Origin of the sequence: Dermabacter sp. HSID17554, from assembly GCF_003989295.1 — a bacterium.
Taxonomy (GTDB): domain Bacteria; phylum Actinomycetota; class Actinomycetes; order Actinomycetales; family Dermabacteraceae; genus Dermabacter; species Dermabacter vaginalis.
Window position 1 is genome coordinate 1 of the sequence record NZ_RBLW01000011.1, and the last position, 2,945, is coordinate 2,945.

The window sequence follows — 2,945 nt, forward strand, 5'->3', positions numbered from 1 at the left end:
AACGCGCCGCCTCCGCCGTCTCCAACATCGGCTAACACCACCACACCACCAACGCCCTGCCGCCCCAGCGGCGGCAGGGCACCACACCGCAGCAAAGCCACACGCCACTGCACCAACTTCAAAAGCCTTCACGCCGCAGCCTCACACTCAAAGACCACAAGTTCCGGACCTGGAGTCGTCGCGGTCGCGGCGAGGTACACAAAGCATCATCACCTGGAAGCCCCACGCAGTTCTCGGTTTCGACGACACCTAACCCAGCACTGCGCGGGCGCATAGACACGATCCACACACACGGGGGAACGCCTTGACCGGAACATACTTCAGCCTCAGACCGAATGAGTACTACTTTCGGCTTCAAGAAGCTCAGCACACGCTCAGCAATCTCGATAACGTACACACGCTCGTCGAAGAAGCGCTGAACTTTACGGCCGACGCACTCAAGCACAGTCCGCTCAGCCGTGGGGCCTCAAACTCCTGCATCGAACTCTACGTCCGCAATGAAGTAAATTATGGACGCGGGCGATCCCAAGCGAATCTTGAGTGGGCCACCGAAGGCATCAAACAATATGTCCTCGGTGATGTCGAGATGGCCGGCAACAGCAACAGCAACGCGGCAACGATCGAAGGACAGGGCCGCATGTCGAAGATGGACCAGTACAACCTCGCAAATGGCGGCGATGGCAACGAGGTCTGCACGCCCGATAACCCCGCAGGCGAAGCTAACTATGTGGGCGGCGTCGAGGACATCATCGCCAAGGCGGTTGAAGAAGAAAACCGCCCATACGGCCCCTACCCGATCGAGAAATAGAACTTCCTGGAGTAAATCATGGTTTCAAAGGCTGATCTCCCCGAGCTGGATGACCCTACCGCCGTCTCCCAATTGGGCGCGCGATTCGCATCGATCGGCATGCTCAACAAGTCCATTATCGACGATGCAAAGTACGGCTGGAAGAACGTTGCTGCCGCCTACGAGGCTCCAGAAGACGGCAAGGTACACCAGGTTTTCGAAACTCCCGCAGAGGCTGCCGCTGGACTTGAGGAACGCACTAAGACCCTTGAAAAGGCCTACGATGCGTACGCCGAGAAACTCAGGGCTTTTGAGCGAGAAAAAGGGCAGATCGAAGCCCAGATCGACGAGGCCAACGCAGCTTACGATGACGCTATAGCGATGGACGAAACGGTCGAAGAGGATGATCCAAATAATCCGGGTGAAACCCGTGAAGTAATTAACGAGGAACGCGAACGAAAACTGGCTGAGGCCCAAAAACTGTTGCAGGCCGCACAGATAGCAGTTGACCAGTTCAAGGCCAAGGTCCAAGCAGCCGATAGGGCACTCGCAAACGCCATTATGGGGCAAACGATCAATCCCAGCACAGGCGAGGAAGCGTGGAGTAACTTCGCTGGTGGCAGCTTCTTCAAAGGTATTTTCGATTCCATTATCGGCATGCCAAAGATTGTCATGGGTACTGTTCGTCTCAACGTTTTTGATCTTTGGAACAATCGGGACAATCTCATGAGCTACTTCTTCGGCGAAGGCAGCGCTCCTCACCGACAATTTTGGCTCGGCATGGCCTCATTTCTCGTGCCCGGCATGCCACCAATGGCCTCCGTTGCCTCAGCGGTAGACCTTGCCCCAAAGGTTAAGAAGAGCTGGGATGATGGATCCATCGCCGATGGTTCATACACAGCGTTTGAATGGGCGACAGATAACGCCTACGACGCCATGGCGGGACAAGCAAATCCCTCTATTGCTATTCATAGCGAAGCATGGCTGAGGAAGTGGGCCACTGAGACCGCTCACGATCCGGCCTACACGCTTGGTGGCCTTGCACCCACAGTCGTCACGGGCGGCCTCAGCATCGAGTTGAAGGCTGGGAGCGTCGTTACCAAGAGCCTCACGAAGCCTGGCGAGAAGGCCATGAAGAAGGGCCTGAAGGACACCCTCAAGAAGGCTTACGAGGACCCCGCTCGCGACGCATTCAATTACGGCGTCTACGACTCGGCGAAGGAAGCCTTCACGTCGCAAGGGGAGCAAGAGCCGACTCCGGTTGGGCCGAAGGCGCCGCCGGCTTTTGTTGAGCAGGTGGCTCCGCCGGCTCCTGCCCCCGCGCCTGCTCCGGCGCCGGCTCCTGCTCCGGCACCGGCACCCGCACCTGCTCCGGTGGCACCCGCGCCTGCGCCTGTGGTGGATCAGCCGGCACCAGCTCCGGTTCCTGCTCCTGCTCCTGCGCCTGTGGTGGATCAGCCGGCACCCGCTCCGGCACCGGCACCGGCACCCGCTCCGGCACCTGCGCCTGTGGTGGATCAGCCGGCTCCGGCACCCGCACCGGCTCCGGCTCCGGTGGCTCCTGCACCTGCACCTGCTCCGGTGGGACCTGCACCGCGTCCCGTCGATCCGGTCGCAGATGCACTGGAGACGCTCGGCAACGCCGCAAACCACGACTTCTTCGAGTTCCGAAACGAGGTCATCGACCAGATTTCGGCGATCGACGGAGTCGACGGCGATGCGGTTCGCGCCTTTGCTGATGACCCCGAGGGCTTTGCACAGGAGCAAGCGAACCAGGCGCACGAGGACTTCCTCTCCGCCAACCCTGAGGTGAAGCAACTCGTTCCGTAACCCCGAGTAGCCAACTCAGGAAAAGCGCTGGCCCCGCGAGATCGGCGAGCGACATTGCGTCGCACCACCGTTCCGCGGGGCCTTCGCATGCGCACACAACATCAATGCCTGCGTCACCCAACGCACCTAAGTGAACATCACGGAAACATCACGCAAAATAGTTCGCTTTTGGGTGGTGCACGGCACGTCAGCCCCGTACTTTATAACGGTCAGATAACGGGACGTGGGTCCCGGACAGCACAAGGGGGAAGCGTGGGAACCGCACGCGCTCTGACGCCGTGGTTCGCACACTCCCACCAACACTTTCAAGGGAGTGCACTTATGAAGT

The 2,945-nt window shown here is 59.4% G+C and carries 2 protein-coding genes; both read left to right on the plus strand.

Annotation, left to right across the window (positions count from 1 at the left end):
• The first annotated feature begins 304 nt into the window (after positions 1–304).
• Complete coding sequence (locus D8M36_RS09955; RefSeq protein ID WP_126848614.1) at positions 305–808, plus strand: hypothetical protein; 504 nt, start codon at positions 305–307, stop codon at positions 806–808.
• Positions 809–826: 18 nt separating this feature from the next.
• Positions 827–2,617 carry a hypothetical protein gene (locus D8M36_RS10130; RefSeq protein WP_162604286.1) on the plus strand — a complete coding sequence of 597 codons (1,791 nt, stop codon included), beginning with the start codon at positions 827–829 and terminating at the stop codon, positions 2,615–2,617.
• The last annotated feature ends 328 nt before the right edge of the window (positions 2,618–2,945 follow it).